Below are 17,124 nucleotides of genomic sequence, written 5' to 3' on the forward strand. Positions count from 1 at the left end.
CCACTACGAGTTTCCAGCGTGACATCCATCGACACCCGACGTGACCCGGCCCCTTCCGTCTTTCGCGCCTTGCGTGAAGGCGTCATGGCCACGCCGTGGCTCTGGTGCTGGCTGGTGGCGGCGCTGGTGGCGATCTTCCAGCACGGGCCGATGCCGATGTACTCCACGCGCACCTTGTCGGTCGCGTGGGAGATGTGGGAGCGGCAGAGCTTCATCGTGCCCTACCTCAACGGACTTCCCTACAGCGAGAAGCCGCCGCTGCTGCTGTGGCTGATCCACCTGGGCTGGGCGGTCGGCGGCGTCGGCGACGTGTGGCCGCGCCTGCTGGAGGTACTGCTGGGCGGCCTGCAATTGGTCTTGCTGTGGAAGCTGGCCCAGCGCCTGTTTCCCCAGCGCCCCGAGGTGGCGCGCACCGCGCCGTGGATCCTCGCCGCCTTCAGTTTCGGCTTTCTGTTCGGCCTGCAGGTGATGTACGAGGTGCTGCTGGCCAACTGCGTGCTGGCCGCCCTGCTCTGCCTGACGCCAAAACCGGAACGCGAGGCGCCGCGCTTCGGGTGGTTCGCGCTGGCGGTGGGACTGGGCCTGCTCACCAAGGGGCCGGTGATGTTCCTGCATGTCGCCTTCCCCTTCCTGCTTGGGCCGTTGTGGCATCCCTGGGCCAGGCGCGAACGTCGCCAATGGTACGTGCGCGGCGCGATCGCCCTGCTCGTCGGCAGCCTCCTGCTGGTGGCCTGGGTGCTGCTGGCCACCGGCGCCGGCGGCGAGGCCTACCGGCAGAGGCTGGTGGTGCACCAGACCGCCGGCCGCGTGGTCGACGCCTTCGCCCATGCCGAACCGTTCTGGTGGTACATCCCCTTGCTGCCGGTGCTGATCTTCCCGTTCGCGCTGTGGCCGCGGATGTGGGTGGCGCTGGCCTCGCTGCGCCGCCCATTCGAGGACGGCCTGCGCTTCCTGTTTGCCTGGCTGGGGCCGGTGCTGCTTGGCTTTTCGCTGGTCAGCGGCAAGCAGGCCTACTACCCGCTGCCCGAGTACGGCGGCTTTGCCTTGCTGATCGCCGCATCGCTCGTGCTGCTGCATGAGCGCCGTCCCTCGACCTCGCGGTGGCTGGGTCCCTGGCCGCTGGCGCTGGCGTATGCGATCTGTGGCGCCGTGTTGATCGCGCTCCGCCTTCCGACCCTGCATGCCCGGCTCGAGCACGCGCAACTGGCCAGCCTGGTGAGTTACGGCCTGCCGTTCGGCGTGTTGTTCCTGCTGATCGCCGCGACGCTCGTGCTGCTGCGTCGGGGTGAGCTCTTCCGCGTCGCCGGCGCTGGCCTGATTGCGGTGGTCGCCGCCAATGGGTTGTTCACGCTGACGCTGTGGCCGGCCTACGATTTCAATCCGGTCGCCGCCATGCTGTCCAAGGCCGAGGCAAGCGGACAGCCGATCGCCAACCTCGAATCGAACGACGGCCAGTACACCTTCCTCGGACGCCTCACCCAACCGGTGACGCAGTTGCACGGCATGCAGGACGTCCGGCGCTGGGCCGAGGACCATCCTGACGGCCTGATCATCACCTATCCGAAGCGGCTCACCGAACTCGATCACGCCCACGCGGTGTACATCCAGCCGTTCCGCGGCATCTGGCTGGCCGTGTGGCCGGTGCAGGCCTTCGTCGAGGCGCAGTCGAAAGGCGCACTGACCAACTAGGCCGCACGCTCACGGCGACTTGGATCGCCGACGTCCGGCCCCATGAAGAAAGCTTCTGTCCCAGCAAGAGGCTTTCTCATGGAATTTCGGCAATTGGGTGCATCCGGCTTCAAGGTTCCGGTGCTGAGCTTTGGCACCGGCACGTTTGGCGGCAAGGGTGAATTTTTCGGCGCCTGGGGCAACACCGAGGCCGACGAGGCACGACGACTGGTCGACATCTGCCTGGATGCCGGCCTCACCATGTTCGACAGTGCGGACATCTATTCCGGCGGCGTCGCCGAGTCGGTGCTGGGCGAGGCCATCAAGGGCCGCCGCGACCGCGTACTGATCTCGACCAAGGCCACCTTCCGCTCCGGCGAAGACCCGAACGACGTCGGCTCCTCGCGCTTCCACCTGATCAAGGCCTGCGACGCCGCGCTAAAGCGCCTGGGCACGGATTACATCGACCTCTTCCAGCTGCACGGCTTCGATGCGAAGACGCCGGTCGAGGAGACGCTGTCCACGCTCGACGACCTGGTGCGCGCGGGCAAGATCCGCTACGTCGGCGTGTCCAACTTCTCCGGCTGGCACCTGATGAAGTCGCTGGCGGTAGCCGATCGCTACGGCTACCCGCGTTACGTGGCGAACCAGACCTATTACTCGCTGATCGGCCGCGACTACGAATGGGAGCTGATGCCGCTGGGCCTGGACCAGGGCGTGGGCGCGGTGGTGTGGAGCCCGCTCGGTTGGGGCCGCCTCACCGGCAAGCTGCGCCGCGGCGCCCCGCTGCCGAGTACCAGCCGCCTACACAAGACCGGCGAGATGGGTCCGCAGGTGACCGACGATTATCTGTATCGCGTGATCGATGCGCTCGAGGAGATCGCGGCCGAAACTGGCAAGAGCGTGCCGCAGATCGCACTGAACTGGCTGCTGCAGCGCCCCACCGTCTCCACCGTGGTGATCGGCGCCCGCAATGAGGAGCAGTTGCGGCAGAACCTCGGAGCGGTGGGCTGGAACCTCACCAAGGAGCAGGTGGCCCGACTCGACCAGGCCAGCGAAGTGGCGCCGGTGTACCCGTATTGGCACCAGCGCGGATTCCAGGAACTGAATCCGTCACCGGTGTGATGTTTCGGGGTTGTGGAGTGGCGTTGACTCAGAAGGCGCCCTCCACGACTCAACAACCTCATCCCCGCGAAAGCCGGACGGAGCGCGTGGCGCGGAGAGCGCCCACCGGGTGGCATCGGAGGAGCGAGCGCCGCTCGTCATTCAGTGCCTTCCAGTTCGTGAGCAAAGGCGCTGGATTCCTGCTTTCGCAGGAATGACGGGGGTGAAGGGTGGTGTTGAACTGGAAGCACCCCCACGACTCAACACCGTCATCCCGGCGAAGGCCGGACGTAGCGCGCAGCGCGGAGAACGCCCGCAGGGCGGCCCCGAAGGGGCGAGCGCAGCGAGTCATCCAGTGCCTTTTCACTGGTGCGTCAAGGCGCCGAATCCCTTCTGCCTCAGCAATGTCGTTCGCTCAAGTCGCGCCAAGCGCCTCATCCACCATCGCCTGCGCCTCTTCCAGCAGACGCTGCAGGTGCGCTTCGTCCTTGAAGCTCTCGGCGTAGATCTTGTAGATGTCCTCGGTCCCCGACGGACGCGCCGCAAACCAGCCGTTGGCCGAACACACCTTGATGCCGCCGACCGCAGCGCCGTTGCCTGGCGCGCGATCGAGCACGCTCTCGATCTTTTCGCCAGCCAGCTCGGTGCTCTTCACCTGTTGCGGCGACAGCTTCGACAGCCGCGCCTTCTGTTCGGCATTGGCCGGCGCATCGACACGCTCGGACACTGGGCTACCCAAGGCGCCGGTCAGCTCGCGATACAACTCGCCCGGATCGCGATCCATGCGCGCGGTGATTTCGGCGGACATCAGCGCCGCCGCAATGCCGTCCTTGTCGGTGGACCACACCGTGCCGTCACGGCGCAGGAACGAGGCGCCCGCGCTCTCCTCGCCGCCAAATCCCAGCGAGCCATCGAACAGGCCATCGACGAACCACTTGAAGCCCACCGGCACTTCGTGAAGTCGGCGGCCCAGACGCTTGGCCACGCGATCGATCAGCGCGGTGCTGACCAGCGTCTTGCCGACCGCGGCATCGGCGCGCCAGTGCGGGCGGTGCTGGTACAGGTAGTCGACCAGCACGGACAGGAAGTGGTTGGGCAGCAACAGGCCCGAGCTGCGCGTGACGATGCCATGGCGGTCATGGTCGGTATCGCAGGCAAAAGCCACGTCGTACTGGTCTTTCAGGCCGATCAGCCGCTGCATCGCATGCGAGGACGAGGGATCCATGCGGATCTTGCCGTCCCAGTCCACGCTCATGAAACGGAAGGTGTGATCGACCTCGTCGCTCACCACCGTGAGGTCGATGCCGTAGCGCTCGGCGATCGGCCCCCAGTAGTGCACGCCCGCGCCGCCGAGCGGGTCCACGCCCAGATGGACGCCGCTGCCGCGGATCGCGTCGAAGTCGACCACGTTGGCGAGGTCGGCCACGTAGGCAGCGATGAAGTCATGCTCGTGCGTGGTGGATGCGCGCAAAGCCTGCGCGTACGGGGTGCGACGCACATCGCGCAGGCCGCTTTCAATCAAGGCGTTGGCGCGCTTCTGGATCCAGCCGGTGACGTCGGTGTCTGCCGGGCCGCCATTGGGCGGGTTGTACTTGAAGCCGCCACCATCGGGCGGATTGTGCGAGGGCGTAACCACGATGCCGTCGGCAAGACCGGCTGTGCGCCCGCGGTTGTGGGTGAGGATCGCATGCGAGATGGCGGGCGTCGGCGTGTATTCGCCGCCCTTGGCGATGCGCGTCTGCACGCCGTTGGCCGCGAGCACTTCCAGCGCGCTCTCGAAGGCCGGCTGCGACAGCGCGTGGGGATCGATGCCGATATACAGCGGGCCATCGATGCCCTGCCCCGTGCGGTATTCGCAGATGGCCTGGGTGATCGCCAGCACATGCCATTCGTTGAAGCTGCGCTCGAACGAGACGCCGCGATGGCCGGAGGTGCCGAACGACACGCGCTGGCTCGGCACACCTGCATCGGGGCGCAGGTCGACATAGGCATCACGCAGCCGCGCGATATCCACCAGCATCGACTCGGGCGCCGGCTTGCCGGCCAGCGTACTGAACCGGCCGCTCATCGGGCCACCTCGCCAGACATCGACAATTGGCGTATGCGGCGGCGGACTGACTGAGTCATGCGAGGGTGTACTCGTTGGCGACGGAAAGGGAGACATTGACCCTCGCCCGCCCCAGCCGTCAATAGCGGCGGCCGCTTGTCGCCAAGCCACGCTTCATGTTTGCAGCCGACGCGTGAAACGCGACTTCAGCGCAACTGGCTGTCCTTGCTGCCGCGACGGTTGTAGCCAGCGAACGCCGCTTCGTCGCGATCATGTGCAGACTGGCAGGCCACGCACAGGCGCACCCCGGGCACGGCGTGACGTCGCGCCTCCGGTATCGGTGCATCGCACTCTTCGCAATGGGTCAGACCGGGACCCGATTGCATGCGGCTGCGCGCACGCTTGACCGCGTCTTCCACGGTCGCATCGATCTGATCCTGTACCGCGCCGTCGCCGGCCCAGCCCGTCGCCATGTCATCTCCCGGTCACAAGGACCTTGCACGCGATGCAGCGCCCGGAAATTCCCGTGACGCGCCCGCTGCCATCGAACATGGGGGCATGGCCGACGCTTTCCAGCCACCACGCCCTCTGACGTTAATTACGTGACGCTACGAGCAAGGGATCAGCGCGAGCCGCTGGCGGCCGCCGAGGCCTGCGGTGACTGCGCCTGGTCGATCGTGGCCACGTCCGCGCCGCCATCGAAACCGCCGCCCAGCGACTCGATCAACCGCACGGAAATTTCCGCTTGCTCGCTCTCCAGCAAGGCCAGCCTCTGCTGGGCGGTGAGCAACTGCTGACGGCTGGTGAGCGGCGTGAGCGGACCGCTCAGCCCGCCCTGGTAGGCCTTCAGGGCGTCCTGCCAGCTCTTCTGCGCATCATCCACGGCCCGCTTCTCTAGCGTGATCTGCTGGCGAATCGAGGTCAGCGCCGAAACCTGGTCGGAGACATCGTTGATCGCGCTGATCAACAGGCCGTTGTAGCGCGCCACCATGGCGTCGTATTCGGCATCGGCCATCGACAGTCCGGCACGGCGACGACCACCGTCGAACAGGGGCAGGCTCAGCGCCGGACCAAAGGCATAGTTGCGCGCCGGCAGCTGGAACAAATTGGTGCTGCCGCCCACGGCAATGAGGCCCGCCATCGCGGACAGGCTGAGGTTGGGCAGGAACTCGGTCTTGGCCGCCTTGACCTCCTTGCTGGCGGCCTCGATCTCCCAGCGCGCCGCCACCAGGTCGGCGCGGCGACCGATCAGGTCCACCGACAACTTGTCCGGCACGACCGCCGGCCCGAGATCGGCCATGTGCGGGCGCTCGATGGCGAGGCCGCGATCCGGTCCCTGCCCGAGCAGGATCGACAGGCTGCTGCGCGCAGCATCGATGGCGCGGTCGGCCGCCACCTTCTGCTGCTCGGCGCCGGCCACCTGGGAATCGGCGAGATGTTGCTGTTGTGGCGTGTCCAGACCGCCAGCGACCAGTCGCTTGGTCACTTCCAGCGAGCGCGTGGAGCGCTCGAGTTCGGCATCGGCGACGTCTTTCTGGGCGAACGCGTAACTGAGCCGTACATAGGCGCGCGCCACATTCACCGACAATTCGATGCGGGCCGCGTAGGCGTCGATTTCAGCGGCACGGCTGCGTCCCAGCGCAGCCTCCCACGCCGCGCGCTTGCCGCCCCACAGGTCCAGATCCCAGGAGAAGCCCACGCCGATCTCCTTGCTCCAGGCAAACTTGCCGAGCACGTAGCTGGGATAGATCGGATTCTTCTCCGACAGCCAGGCGCCGGTGATCGAGGCCGAGCCTTCCATCTGCGGCATGCGGCCGGCGTTGACGCTCTGGGCGACCGCCTGCGCCAGGCGCGCGCGGGCCTGGGCCTGGTCCAGGCTCGGGTTGTTCTTCAGCGCCTCTTCGATCAGCGCGGTCAGCTGCGGATCGCCGTAGCTGACCCACCAGTCCTGTGCAGGCCACGCGGTCGGACTGAGCTGCACATCGGCGAGGCTGCGCTCTGACTTGAGCTGCGCGGCATCGGTCACTGTGCCGGTGGTATGCAGTCCACGGCTGGTGACGCATCCGGAGAGCAGGAGTGCGAGCGCGATGGAAGCGGTAAGTGTGGAAGAACGCATGGCGTGGGGCATCCGGGCGTGGGTCAGGCTGCGGCGAGGTGGCGGCGCGGCTTCTTTGTCGACGTGCGCGCTGGCGAATGGCGCGGGGTTCGCTCGACGGCGGCGTCGCCAGGCGCCGGTGAGGCCTGGCGGGGGAGGAGAACAGACTCGGCGGTACATTATATCGGCGCAGCGTCGATGCTGTATCGCGGCCAGGCGAGCCGATGCATTGCCCCGACATCTACCTTGGTCGAATAGCGCAAGCGAGGATGTTTCGTTCCGCGTGCACTTGGCGTCGTCGTGCAGGGCTTCTACGCTGGCTCGCCCACACACCGCCCACCTGTGCCGATGCGGCACTGAAGGAGTCCCGCGCCATGACACACGTGTCGTCCGCCACGATCGATTCCACCGACAGCAACTATCTGCATCACATCCATGCAGGCCACTTCGTGATGGACACCGACGAGCCCGTGAAGCTCGGTGGCCAGGGCGAGGGACCGGCGCCATTCGACTACTACCTCGCCTCGCTGGCCGCCTGCACGGCCATCACTCTGCGCATGTACGCGCAACGCAAGGGTTGGAACCTGGGCGCGTTTCGCGCCGAGCTGGAACTGACACGCGACGACGACGGCAAGCTGCACGTGCAGCGCACCCTGCATTCGGACCAGCCGCTGAGCGACGAACAGTGGCAGCGCCTGCTCGAAATCGTGGCCAACACGCCGGTGACCAAGGCCATGCGCGAGGGCGCGACCATCGAGAGCCGACGCGGCAACACCACCACCGGCTGAGAAAGGAATGATGGTCCGGTCGCCGTAGTGATGTGGCGGATAGCCCGGCCAAAGGCAACTGCACGCTGAATGGATAGGCCCGATCACCGCGCGGGCCACTAAACCGAGCGCGGCCCGCGTGCATCCGATGCCCGAAACGCAGGTTCCGTCACTCCCGACGCCCTCACGGGCGCCCCAGAGGCCACGATGAAGACCGTCCTCGCCGCGCTGCTGTCGCTTTTCTGCCTGATGGCGCCTCTCGCCAACGCCGAACCTTCCACCGGATCGATCGATGTGCATTGGGACCCCGGTTCGGCGGATTGCCAGGGACACCCGCCCCGCCCGTTGCAGGTGCATCGTTACGACGAACGCACTTACATCCTGCGCGAAAGCCTTTGCCAGACTTACGAGGGCCCCTTCATCTATCTGCTGATCGGCTCGTCGAAGGCGCTGCTGATCGACAGCGGCGACGTGGCGGACGCGAGCAAGGCGCCGCTGGCAGCCACCGTCATCGCCCTGCTGCCCCAGGTGAATGGCGCGCGCATGCCGCTGGAAGTCGTGCACACCCATAGCCACCTGGACCACCGCGCGGGCGATGTGCAGTTCGCCGGCCTGCCCCAGGTCACGGTCGTCGGCGCCGATCTTCCCCATGTGATTCAGACGTTCGGCTTCCGCCACTGGCCGGACGACGTGGCGCAGGTCGACCTCGGCGATCGCGTGGTGGACGTGATTCCCACGCCGGGGCACACGCCGTCGCATGTCAGCTATTACGACCGCTCCACCGGCCTGGTCTTCAGCGGTGATTTTTTCCTGCCAGGCCGTCTGATCATCGATGACGTCGATGCCGACCGCGCCAGCGCGCGTCGCCTGCTCGATTTCCTGGGCAACCGGCCGGTGAGCTACATCCTTGGCGGCCACATCGAACTTGATCGCCACGGCCAGCCCGAGCCGATGGGCTCGAACTTCCATCCGGATGAGCGTCCATTGCCGCTGGACATGGCCGACCTGCGCAAACTGCCGGCCATGCTGGCGGGATTCAACGGCATCTACGGCCAGTCCGGCGAATACGTGATGTACAGCCAGGCCCGCATGCTCCAGCTCATGGCTGCCGCTGCGCTTCTTCTCCTCGCCATCATCACGCTGACCCTAGTGTGGTGGCTGCGCCATCGCCGTCGGCGGCGCGCCGACCCGGCGCTGGCCACCTCCCTTCCCACCTGATCACTCACATGCTTTCGACGCTGCCCGCGACGATGACGGAAATCCACATCACCTCGCCGGGCAGCGCCGAGGTATTGCAGCCTCGCGTGGTCGCCACGCCACGACCGGCAAGCGACGAATTGCTGGTACGGGTGGCGGCCGCCGGTGTAAACCGGCCAGACGTACTGCAACGGGCTGGTCACTACCCCATCCCACCCGGCGCGAACCCCACGCCCGGGCTGGAAGTGTCCGGCGCCGTGGTGGCACTGGGCGAAGACGTCAGCGGATTTGCCGTAGGCGACGCCGTCTGCGCCCTCACCAACGGCGGTGGCTATGCCGAGTACTGCGCCGCCCCGGCCGGTCAGGTGCTGCCCATCCCCGCCGGAGTATCCATGCTGCAGGCGGCAGCCATACCGGAGACCTTCTTCACGGTCTGGGCGAACCTGTTCCTGATGGGGCGCGCCCGCCGCGGCGAGGTGGCGCTGATCCATGGCGGCGCCAGCGGCATCGGCACCACCGCGCTGATGCTGTGTCGCGAGTTTGGCCTCCGCACCTTCGCCACGGCCGGCGGCGCGGCCAAGTGCGAGGCGATCCGGGAGCTGGGCGGCGAGCCGATCCACTACCGTCAGGAGTCGTTCGCCGATGTCGTGCTGACCCGGACCGACGGCCATGGCGCCGACCTGATCCTCGACATCATGGGCGCCAGCTATTTCGCCGACAACCTCGCCACCCTCGCGCGCGACGGCAGGCTGTTGCTGCTGGGCTTTCTCGGTGGCCAGGTGGCGCCGCAGGTCAACCTGAGCGTGATCATGGCCAAACGCGCGGTAGTGACAGGTTCGGCCTTGCGACCACGCACCTCAGCGGAGAAGGCAGCCATCGCCACCTCGCTACGCGAACAGGTGTGGCCGGCGCTGGCCGAGGGGCGCTGCCTGCCATTGATTCACGCGATATATCCGCTGGCGCGCGCAGCAGATGCGCACCGCGCCATGGAAGAAGGCAGCCACATAGGCAAGATCGTGCTGGCCGTCGACGTCGCCTAGTAGGCGGAAGCCTGCTGGTGTGCCTGCGCGGGGAATGGCGTATGGCCGCCCGTCGTTTCCAGCAGCTCGTCCATCTGACGCCGCGCCTCCCGGATCTGCAGCTCTCCGGTGGGATGCCGACGCAATTGCGCGCGCAGCAATTCGATTTCCTGCTGCAGCAACGAGTTCTGCTCCAGCAGTTCGTCGCAAGCGCGGGACAAGAGGTCGTTTTCTCTATCCCATTCCATACCAGGCACCGCCTTTTCGCCGGTGGGGAGAATGAAGCTGCCCTGATACCCGTTAAGCCAGTGTGACCCTTTGGGTAAGGATTTCGCGGAACCTTGATGTTCGCCGGGTGTACGCTCGAAACATGGCTCGCTCCCATGCCGAACTCGAGCAGATGCTGGACGCGGTGGATGCCGCCATCCCGCGACTGGTTGAAGCGAAGCCCCGCGCCGAGGATTTCTGGACGGCCTTCGCCAGCATGGCCAACAAGGTTCAGGCCTGCGCTGGCCCCGATGACCATGGATGGGTCTGCGATCGCCTCGATGCGATCCAGGTGAAGCACCATCTGGTGCCGCCCGCCGACCAGATCTGATTTCCCCGCATCATCTGCCGCACGGCGCGGACGGATACCCCCATCGCCCTAGCAAACCAACACGGGCACATCGGTGCTGAGCATCACCTTGTGCGTCTGGCTACCCAGCAGCAACCGTTCGAGACCCTGGTGCCCCCGCGAGCCCATCACGATGAGGTCGCACTGATGCTTCGCCGCAAGACCGACGATGCCGGCATAGGGGCGCAGGTCGGAGACGTATTCGGTTTCGCACGGCACGTTCGCCGCTTTGGCCCGCGCCGAAACCTCATTCAGAAAGGCCTTTGCACGCTCGCATGCAGGCTGCGTGTAGGAGCCCTGCGACTGGATCAGTTCTGAAACATAGGAAACGGCGGACAGGGGCGGCAAGACGTGTACGGCCACCACGCGCGCCTGCAGCCGGCTGGCCAGCTCGATGCCGATATCGACAGCCCGGTAACCCTGTTCGGATCCATCGACCGGCAAGAGAATGCACTGGAACATGGCACGCCCTCCATTCGCAGCATCCTGCTTCAGTGTAATCGGGCACTGTTTGCACCGCGTGCAGATTGCCGTGGTCGCAGCCGGCGCGACAGATTGCCGCCCTGCGCGCCATCCATGGTTGCTCGCGCCTACCCTGAGCACCGGCAGTCATCGTGACAGGTACTGCACATGCCGTGCGCGACGCTGGATGACGGCCTTCGAACCGACTTGTCCTCACGCCACCCAACGAGGATTTCCATGTTCAAGCACATCCTGATTCCCTACGACGGCTCGGAACTTTCCATGCGCGCCGCCCGCACCGGCATCGAGCTGGCCAAGATGAGCCAAGGGCGCGTCTCGATCCTTCACGTGATCTCGCCGTTCAAGACCATTGCCTATATGGGCGCGATCCTCGCGGCTACCGAAATCGCCTACGACCAGGAGGCCAGGAACAACGCGGAGCGTTACCTGGCCGATGTCCAGGCCGTTGCCGATGCGGCCGGCGTGCCCTGCCAGGGCGAGGCCATCTTCGGCGACCAGCCCTTCGAGATCATCGTGCAGGCAGTGACCGACAAGCAGTGCGACCTGGTGGTGATGGGCTCGCACGGCTGGCGCGGCATGACCCGCCTGTTGTTGGGCAGCGAGACGCAGAAGGTGCTGCTGCGTTGCGACGTTCCCGTCCTGGTGTGCCACTGACGCTGCGGGAGGCGCCCATGAACACGCCCACCCGCCTGCCCGGCGACGTACTGGCCCTGGTGACCTCCACTTCGCCGTGGAGCGCCGCCGCCACCGCTGCGATCGCCATCGCGGCGAAGTGCCAGGCGAACGTCAGCGGCTGCTACGTGGATGCGTCGCTTCGCATGCTGCATGGCGGCGAGGCCGAGCCGTCCGTGCTTGCCCTGCTGCTGGATGCGCCGACTGAGAATGCGGACGACCGCGACGCCTTTGCCTCGCTCGCACGCGCCGCCAATGTCCCTCATGCGCATTGGCTGGTCACCCGCGCCAGCATCGCCGCCACCGTGCGGCAGCTCGGCGCGTGGCACGACCTCGTGGTGATCGACCGCGACCTGGTGGACGAAAGCATCTTCTTCGACGTACTCGGCGAAGCGCTGATGATGTGCCGGGCGCCGAGCCTGGTGTTGCCGTCGGGCTGGAACGGCGCCCCGCGTTTCGGCCGCATCGTGCTGGCGTGGAATGGCTCGATCGAGGCTATCCGCACCATCCATGCCGCCTTGCCGTTCCTGCAGATGGCGCAGGAGACCGTGCTCATCGACGGCGAATCTCCCCACTACGAAGACGACCAGCCGCGCGCGCCGCACTTCGACGCCGTGGCCTACCTCGCCAGCCATGGCGTACGGGCACGCACGCGTCGGCTGCACGTCGCGCCGCATGAAGCGGGCGAGGCGCTGCTGCGCGAAACGGCGCAGGTGCACGGCGATCTGCTGGTCATGGGCGCCTATGGCCATTCCCGCGTGCGGGAGCGGGTGCTCGGCGGCGCCACCCGCCACGTGCTGCAGCACGCGCGGGTGCCCGTGTTCATGCAGCACTGACCGGGGCGACCACTCGACGAAAGTCCGCTCCCCCCATTTCACCAAGGAAACCCGGCATGCAGTCGTCCCTGGTCTATAGCTGTCACGGCGCCGCCAAGCAGGTCACCGGCTCCTGCCATCTGCTGCGCTGTGGCGAGCACCAGGTACTGATCGATTGCGGCATGTTCCAGGGGAGACACGAGGAAGAGCAGGCGAACACCGAACCGTTCGGCTTCGATCCGGCACAGGTCGATGCGCTGCTGCTGACCCATGCCCATCTGGATCATTGCGGCCGTATTCCGCGCCTGGTCCGCCAAGGCTTTCGCGGCCGCATCATCACCACGGCGGCCACCCGCGACCTCGCGCGCATCGTGCTCCTCGACGCTGCACGCCTGCAGGAGGAGGATGCCGCGCGCAACGAGCGCAGTGGGCATCGCCGCGGCGAACCCGCGCCCGAGCCGTTGTCCACGCTGGACGATGCGTTCCGCGCACTGAACCTGTTCGCCGATCCGGCCGGCTACGACCAGGTGGTTCCGGTCGCTCAGGGCATCACCGCGCAGTTCCTGGACGCGGGGCACATCCTCGGCTCGGCCAGCATCCTGCTCACGCTCGGCGAAGGCGCGCAGCAGCGCCGCATGCTGTTCTCCGGCGACCTGGGCAGTTCCGGCCGGCCAATCCTGCGTGACCCCACGCCGGCGCCGCCAGCGGACTACGTGGTGATGGAAAGCACCTATGGCGATCGCGACCACCGCGCCCTGCCCGACTCCATCGACGAGTTGTACGAAGCGGTCAGCAGCACGCTGGCGCGCGGCGGCAACGTCATCATTCCCACCTTTGCACTCGAACGCGCACAGGAGGTGCTGTACTACCTGCACCAGGGCATGCGCCAGCAACGCATTCCCGAACACACACCGGTCTTCCTCGATTCGCCCATGGCCATCTCGGCCACGGATGTCTTCCGTCGCCACCCCGAATGCTTCGACGAGGAATTCGCCGCGACGCTGCGGCAGGACGATCCGTTCTCCATGCCCAACCTGCGCTTTTCGCGCGACGCCAGCGATTCGATGGCGATCAACCGCATCGAAGGCGGCGCGATCATCATGGCCGGCTCAGGCATGTGCAACGGCGGCCGAGTGCGCCATCACCTGCGGCACAACCTGTGGCGCGAGAGGAGCGGCATCGTGTTCGTGGGTTATGCCGCCGAAGGCACGTTGGCCCGGCGCATCATCAACGGGGCCCGCCGCGTGTCGATTTTCGGCGAGGACATCGCAGTGAACGCGCGGGTCTGGACCATCAACGGCTTTTCGGCCCACGCCGGTCGCGACGAACTGATCAGCTGGCTGGGATCGCACCCACGGCGCACGGTGTTCCTCGTGCATGGCGAGGTCGAGCGCGGCATGCAGGCCATGGAATCAGCCCTCGCCGCGCGTGGCGTGACCACGCGTCTGCCGGGCATGCATGAGCCCATTGTGCTGGATTGAATTCCGCTCGGGCTCGACTTGGGCGACGTCACGCAGGCTCAGCTGGCAACAACCCGCCTCAGTGGAAATCGCGCGAGCGACTGTCCAGCGTGCCCAGTAGCTCGCTCAGATCGATCAGCCGATGCGCGATCAGGTGGCTCACGCCATCCACCTGTTCCCAGCGACCGTCCACGCCCAGCAGGCGCGACTCCAGGAAGATGCGGCGCTGGCGCTCGGCCACCTGGCTCCACACCACCACGTTGATCGACCCGAACTCATCTTCCATGGTGATGAAGGTGACGCCGCTGGCCGTCTGCGGGCGCTGTCGCTGGGTGACCAGGCCAGCCGCCCGCACCTGGCTGGCGTTCGGACGGGCATGCAGGCTGCGCGAATCCAGACAACGCGCGGCGCGCAGCCGGTCACGGATCTGTTGCAGCGGATGCGGCCCAAGGCTGAGACCCGTGCGCGCGTAATCGGCCAGGGTGTTTTCGCCCTGCGAGGGCGGCGGCAAGGCCACCGCCTCTTCGGCCGGACTGACATGACCGAACAGCGGCAGTTGCGGCTCGATGCCCGCCATCGCCCAGCGCGCCCGATGGCGATGACCGGCCAGCCCGCGCAGCGCATCGGCCTCGGCCAGCGCTTCCTGCTGGTGGCGATTAAGCCCGGCGCGGGCGCACAGGTCGGCCACGTCGTCGAAGTCGCGGCGCGTACGTTCGACCACCAGCCGTTCCATCACGTCCTGCCGGCAGCCGCGCACCTGGCGAAAGCCCAGCCGCAAGGCATAGCCGTCGCGCGAAGAGGCATCGGCCTCCAGCGTGTTGTCCCAGTCGCTGTGGCGTACGTCCACCGGCCGCACCTTGATGCCGTGGCGTTGCGCGTCCTGCACGATCTGGCTGGGCCCGTAGAAGCCCATCGGCTGCGCGTTGAGCAAGGCGCACATGAAGGCGGCGCGGTAATGGCATTTCAGCCAGCAGCTGGCATAGACCAGCAAGGCGAAGCTCGCCGCGTGGCTCTCGGGAAAGCCATAGGAACCGAAACCCTTGATCTGTTCGAACAGGCGCGCGGCGAAGTCCGGCGTGAAGCCGTTCTTCAGCATGCCGTCCATCAGCCGCCGGCGATGGCCTTCCATGTCGCCATTGCGTCGCCACGCCGCCATCGAGCGGCGCAGCTGGTCGGCCTCGCCCGGCGTGTAATCAGCCGCCTCGATGGCCAGCTTCATCACCTGCTCCTGGAACAGCGGCACGCCGAGGGTGCGCTCGAACACGCTGCGCAGCTTTTCCGAAGGAAAGGTGACCTCCTCCTCGCCACGCTTGCGGCGCAGATAGGGATGCACCATATCGCCCTGGATCGGCCCGGGCCGCACGATCGCCACCTGGATCACCAGATCGTAGAAGTTCTGCGGGCGATGCCGCGGCAGCATCGCCATCTGCGCGCGCGATTCGATCTGGAACACGCCGATGGTGTCGGCGCGCTGGATCAGCGCATAGGTGTCCGGATCTTCCGGCGGGATCGTCGCCAGCGTCAGCACGCGATCATGATGCGTACGCAGCAGGTCCAGACATTTGCGGATGCAGGTCAACATGCCCAGCGCCAGGCAGTCGACCTTGAGCAGTCGCATGGTGTCCAGGTCGTCCTTATCCCACTGGATGATGGTGCGGTCGGGCATCGAGGCGTTTTCCACCGGCACCAGGTGCGACAAAGGCTGGTCGGAGATGACGAAGCCGCCCACGTGCTGGGAGAGATGGCGCGGAAAATTCTGCAACTCCGCGGTCAGCGCCAGCACGCGCCGCAATACCGGGCTGTCCGGGTCGAAGCCGCGCTCGCGCAGCCGACCTTCGATCGGATCGTCGCCGTCCTGCCAGGCGAAGGTGCGCGACAGCAGGTCGATCTGGTCCGGCGGCAGGCCCAGCGCACGCGCCACGTCGCGCACCGCGCTGCGCCCGCGGTAGCAGATCACCGTGGCGGCCAGCGCGGCGCGTTCGCGGCCGTACTTGCGGTAGATGTGCTGGATGACTTCCTCGCGCCGTTCGTGCTCGAAGTCGATGTCGATGTCCGGTGGCTCGTTGCGCTCGGCGGAAATGAAGCGCTCGACCAGCAGCGTGGTCTTGTCCGGGTCCACCGCGGTCACGCCCAGCGCGTAGCAGACCGCCGAGTTCGCCGCCGAACCGCGCCCCTGGCAGAGGATCTCCTGGCTGCGCGCGAAGCTCACGATCTCCTGCACAGTGAGGAAGTACGACTCGTATTCGAGCTGTGCGATCAGCGTCAGCTCGTGCTCGATCTGCGCACGCACCTTGGGCGGCGCGCCCTGCGGCCAGCGCTGCAGCACGCCCTCCTCGGTCAACTGCCGCAGCCAGGTGGTGGGCGTATGGCCTGCCGGCACCAGCTCGGCGGGATAGCGGTACTGCAGGTCGGTCATCACGAAATGACAGCGACTGGCGATGCGCACGCTCTCGGCCAGCAATTCGGCGGGATGGATCGCCGCCAGCGCCTCGCGCGTGCGCAGGTGGCGTTCGCCATTGGGAAACAGCAGGTCACCCGCCTCGGCCACGGTGCGATGGTGGCGCAACGCGGTCATCACGTCCTGCAGGGCGCGGCGCCGTCGCACATGCATGTGCACGTCGCCCGCCGCCACCATCGGCAGCGACAGTGCCTCGGCCAATGCCTGCAACTGCGCCAGGCGACGCGCGTCGTCGGGGCCACGATGCAGCTCGACCGCCAGCCAAAGGCGTCCGGGGAAGAGCGTGCGCAGCCATGCGCCGTGTTCTGGCTGCGGCTCCGCCTCGGGCAGCCACAACGCCAGCGTGCCCGGCAGGCCATCGGCGAAGTCCGCGCGCGTCACACGGTACGAGCCCTTCTCGGCCACGCGACGGCCTCGCGTGATGAGTGCGCACAGCGCGGTGTAGCCGTCCAGGTTCTCGCACAACAGCACCAGCTTCGGCCCGTCCTCCAGCCGGAACTCGGCGCCGACGATCAGCGCCACGCCGGTATCGCGCGAAGCCTCATAGGCGCGCACGATGCCGGCCAGCGAGCATTCGTCGGTGATCGCCAGCGCGCGGTAGCCGCAATCCCTGGCCCGCTCGAACAGCTCGCGCGCGCTCGAGGCCCCGCGCTGGAACGAGAAGTTGGACAGGCAATGCAGTTCGGCGTAGTCGCTCATGCGGGGCTCGGCAGGGCCGGGGCG

General features: G+C 66.9%; 15 protein-coding genes. 9 read left to right on the forward strand and 6 right to left on the reverse strand.

Annotation, left to right across the window (positions count from 1 at the left end; all coding sequences use genetic code 11):
• Positions 1 to 18: 18 nt before the first annotated feature.
• Positions 19 to 1,689, forward strand: a complete 1,671-nt coding sequence (locus DVT68_RS00765) for an ArnT family glycosyltransferase (protein ID WP_233523307.1) — start codon at positions 19 to 21, stop codon at positions 1,687 to 1,689.
• Positions 1,690 to 1,767: 78 nt separating this feature from the next.
• Complete coding sequence (locus DVT68_RS00770) at positions 1,768 to 2,793, forward strand: aldo/keto reductase (RefSeq protein WP_114823171.1); 1,026 nt, start codon at positions 1,768 to 1,770, stop codon at positions 2,791 to 2,793.
• 394 nt (positions 2,794 to 3,187) lie between these two features.
• On the opposite strand, the gene pgm is transcribed toward DVT68_RS00770, so the two are convergent.
• The 3 genes from pgm to DVT68_RS00785 form a co-directional block, all read right to left on the reverse strand.
• Positions 3,188 to 4,840 (reverse strand): phosphoglucomutase (alpha-D-glucose-1,6-bisphosphate-dependent), encoded by a 1,653-nt coding sequence (gene pgm, locus DVT68_RS00775; RefSeq protein WP_114823172.1) that lies wholly within the window; start codon positions 4,838 to 4,840, stop codon positions 3,188 to 3,190.
• Positions 4,841 to 5,025: 185 nt separating this feature from the next.
• On the reverse strand, positions 5,026 to 5,292 hold the full coding sequence (locus tag DVT68_RS00780) for a DksA/TraR family C4-type zinc finger protein (RefSeq protein ID WP_114823173.1): 267 nt from the start codon (positions 5,290 to 5,292) through the stop codon (positions 5,026 to 5,028).
• Positions 5,293 to 5,441: 149 nt separating this feature from the next.
• Entirely contained in the window at positions 5,442 to 6,935 is a 1,494-nt protein-coding gene (locus DVT68_RS00785) for an efflux transporter outer membrane subunit (RefSeq protein ID WP_114823174.1), read from the reverse strand.
• A 353-nt stretch (positions 6,936 to 7,288) separates the two neighbouring features.
• Here DVT68_RS00785 and DVT68_RS00790 point away from each other — a divergent pair, with 353 nt between their 5' ends.
• From DVT68_RS00790 to DVT68_RS00800, 3 genes are all read left to right on the forward strand, one after another.
• A complete protein-coding gene (locus tag DVT68_RS00790) occupies positions 7,289 to 7,702 on the forward strand; it encodes an OsmC family protein (RefSeq protein ID WP_425477420.1) in 414 nt (137 codons plus the stop codon).
• Positions 7,703 to 7,888: 186 nt separating this feature from the next.
• Entirely contained in the window at positions 7,889 to 8,899 is a 1,011-nt protein-coding gene (locus tag DVT68_RS00795) for an MBL fold metallo-hydrolase (RefSeq protein WP_114823175.1), read from the forward strand.
• Between the two features lie 8 nt (positions 8,900 to 8,907).
• Positions 8,908 to 9,918 (forward strand): NAD(P)H-quinone oxidoreductase, encoded by a 1,011-nt coding sequence (locus tag DVT68_RS00800; RefSeq protein ID WP_114823176.1) that lies wholly within the window; start codon positions 8,908 to 8,910, stop codon positions 9,916 to 9,918.
• On the opposite strand, the gene DVT68_RS00805 is transcribed toward DVT68_RS00800, so the two are convergent.
• Positions 9,915 to 10,118: a hypothetical protein gene (locus tag DVT68_RS00805; RefSeq protein WP_114823177.1), complete on the reverse strand. Its 204-nt coding sequence runs from the start codon at positions 10,116 to 10,118 to the stop codon at positions 9,915 to 9,917. The genes DVT68_RS00800 and DVT68_RS00805 overlap by 4 nt on opposite strands.
• 149 nt (positions 10,119 to 10,267) lie before the next feature.
• On the opposite strand from DVT68_RS00805, the gene DVT68_RS00810 reads away from it, so the two are divergent.
• Positions 10,268 to 10,495 (forward strand): hypothetical protein, encoded by a 228-nt coding sequence (locus DVT68_RS00810; RefSeq protein ID WP_114823178.1) that lies wholly within the window; start codon positions 10,268 to 10,270, stop codon positions 10,493 to 10,495.
• Between the two features lie 48 nt (positions 10,496 to 10,543).
• On the opposite strand, the gene DVT68_RS00815 is transcribed toward DVT68_RS00810, so the two are convergent.
• Positions 10,544 to 10,975 (reverse strand): universal stress protein, encoded by a 432-nt coding sequence (locus DVT68_RS00815; protein ID WP_114823179.1) that lies wholly within the window; start codon positions 10,973 to 10,975, stop codon positions 10,544 to 10,546.
• Positions 10,976 to 11,212: 237 nt separating this feature from the next.
• Between DVT68_RS00815 and DVT68_RS00820 the strand changes: the two genes are divergently transcribed.
• Genes DVT68_RS00820 through DVT68_RS00830 form a run of 3 tightly spaced genes read left to right on the forward strand, consistent with a single transcriptional unit; the run spans position 11,213 to position 13,964 of the window.
• Positions 11,213 to 11,650 carry a universal stress protein gene (locus tag DVT68_RS00820; protein ID WP_114823180.1) on the forward strand — a complete coding sequence of 146 codons (438 nt, stop codon included), beginning with the start codon at positions 11,213 to 11,215 and terminating at the stop codon, positions 11,648 to 11,650.
• Between the two features lie 17 nt (positions 11,651 to 11,667).
• Positions 11,668 to 12,504 (forward strand): universal stress protein, encoded by an 837-nt coding sequence (locus tag DVT68_RS00825; RefSeq protein ID WP_114823181.1) that lies wholly within the window; start codon positions 11,668 to 11,670, stop codon positions 12,502 to 12,504.
• Between the two features lie 56 nt (positions 12,505 to 12,560).
• The gene (locus tag DVT68_RS00830; RefSeq protein ID WP_114823182.1) at positions 12,561 to 13,964 is read left to right on the forward strand and encodes an MBL fold metallo-hydrolase; all 1,404 of its coding nucleotides are present in this window, start codon (positions 12,561 to 12,563) and stop codon (positions 13,962 to 13,964) included.
• Positions 13,965 to 14,022: 58 nt separating this feature from the next.
• Here DVT68_RS00830 and DVT68_RS00835 read toward each other — a convergent pair whose 3' ends face one another.
• Positions 14,023 to 17,100: an error-prone DNA polymerase gene (locus DVT68_RS00835; RefSeq protein WP_114823183.1), complete on the reverse strand. Its 3,078-nt coding sequence runs from the start codon at positions 17,098 to 17,100 to the stop codon at positions 14,023 to 14,025.
• Positions 17,101 to 17,124 lie beyond the last annotated feature (24 nt).

It is taken from the genome of Dyella solisilvae (genome assembly GCF_003351225.1).
GTDB classification, from domain to species: domain Bacteria; phylum Pseudomonadota; class Gammaproteobacteria; order Xanthomonadales; family Rhodanobacteraceae; genus Dyella; species Dyella solisilvae.